Genomic DNA, 443 nt, shown 5'->3' on the forward strand with positions numbered 1-443 from the left:
TGCTCCTCAACGCCCGTGACATCCTCGCCGTCGTCGAGAAGTGAGGCGCTGATACATGGCAGCTAAGCAACTTCAGTTTGATGAGGAGGCCCGTCGCTCCCTCGAGCGCGGTGTCGACACTCTCGCCGACACCGTCAAGGTGACCCTCGGTCCTAAGGGCCGTTATGTTGTCCTCGACAAAAAGTGGGGAGCCCCGACCATCACCAACGACGGTGTGACCGTCGCCAAGGAGGTCGACCTCACTGATCCGTATGAGAATCTTGGCGCCCAGCTCGCCAAGGAGGTCGCCACTAAGACCAACGACGTGGCCGGTGATGGAACCACCACCGCTACCGTGCTAGCCCAGGCTCTCGTCCACGAGGGGCTGCGCGCTGTGGCCTCTGGGGCAAACCCGGTCGGCCTCAAGCGCGGTATCGAGAAGGCTGTCGACGCCGTTGTGGAGG

General features: G+C 62.8%; 1 protein-coding gene. It reads left to right on the top strand.

Going from position 1 to position 443, the window contains the following annotated elements:
* Positions 1-55 precede the first annotated feature (55 nt).
* The coding region (locus ACU8YE_RS25345; protein ID WP_446930338.1) for a TCP-1/cpn60 chaperonin family protein at positions 56-443 on the top strand (388 nt) is incomplete at its 3' end.

It is taken from the genome of Ralstonia sp. VS2407 (assembly GCF_052950655.1).